This is a genomic window from Streptomyces sp. 8L (assembly GCF_020176795.1).
Lineage (GTDB): Bacteria > Actinomycetota > Actinomycetes > Streptomycetales > Streptomycetaceae > Streptomyces.
This window is the reverse complement of record NZ_JAIUKE010000922.1, coordinates 1-956: the sequence shown is the minus strand read 5'-3', so window position 1 is coordinate 956 and position 956 is coordinate 1. Positions and strand designations below refer to the sequence as shown.

Below are 956 nucleotides of genomic sequence, written 5' to 3'. Positions count from 1 at the left end.
ACCCGGCTGGTTCCGGGAGGGGCGGGGCCTCTCGCATGTCCGGACGGGCGCGGGCCGCCCGGCGGGGTCCCGTGGCGCGCGTACGGGCGGGGCCGTCCCTGCCGGGGCGCGTCAGGTGCCGGCCGACGCGCCGCGGGCCACGCGCCAGCGGACCCCGTCGAGGATGCCGCCGAGCCCCTCCGCGAAGCGTGTGTCGGGCGGCGTGGCCTCGAACTCGGCGAGGCCCGACGCCAGTTCGGGGAAGTCCGCGGCGGCCTCCACCGCGCGCTCCGGGTTCCAGCGGCCCCCGGCCAGCAGCTCGTCGCGGGCCTGTTCCTCGATGGTGTGGCCGAGGACGAAGTGCAGTGTGGTGAACACCGTGCCGGTGGCCTGCGCCCGGGTCAGGCCCGCGTCCGCGAAGGCGCCGAGCAGGCCGTTGCCCACGCGCAGGGTGTGGGCGCCGTCGACGAACGTGCCCGCCTGCAGCCGCGCGCCGTCGCGGTGGGAGCGCAGGGCGTCGCGCAACCCCGTGGCCAGCGCGGTCGCGCGCTCGTCCCACGGCAAGGACGCGTCCGGCTGCGGCACCCCGGAGACGAGTTCCTCGGCCATGGCGTCGAGCAGGGCGCGCTTGTCCGCGAAGTGCCAGTACAGCGCCGAGGGCCGGACATCCAGCGCGGACGCGAGCCGGCGCATCGTGAGCCCGGCCAGCCCCTCCTCCTCCAGGAGCCGCATGGCTCTTTCGAGTACGTCGGACCGCCTCAGTCGCATGGTCTCTCCGTTCCTTCCCTGGTGGTTCCGCCTTGACAGTAATCCTTGGGCACCCCTAACTTGAACACCGTTCTACTAGAACAGTGTTCAAGTCGATGCCTGCCAAGGATCTCTCATGCCCAAGACATGGTTCATCACCGGGACTTCCCGGGGGTTCGGCCGCGAGTGGGCGCGGCGCCCCCGCCCCCCCCGGCCCCCCGGGGCGGGGG

General features: G+C 74.2%; 1 protein-coding gene. It reads right to left on the bottom strand.

From position 1 onward, the window contains the following. Positions 1–111: 111 nt before the first annotated feature. On the bottom strand, positions 112–747 hold the full coding sequence (locus tag LCE31_RS39895) for a TetR/AcrR family transcriptional regulator C-terminal domain-containing protein (RefSeq protein WP_225023202.1): 636 nt from the start codon (positions 745–747) through the stop codon (positions 112–114). Positions 748–956 lie beyond the last annotated feature (209 nt).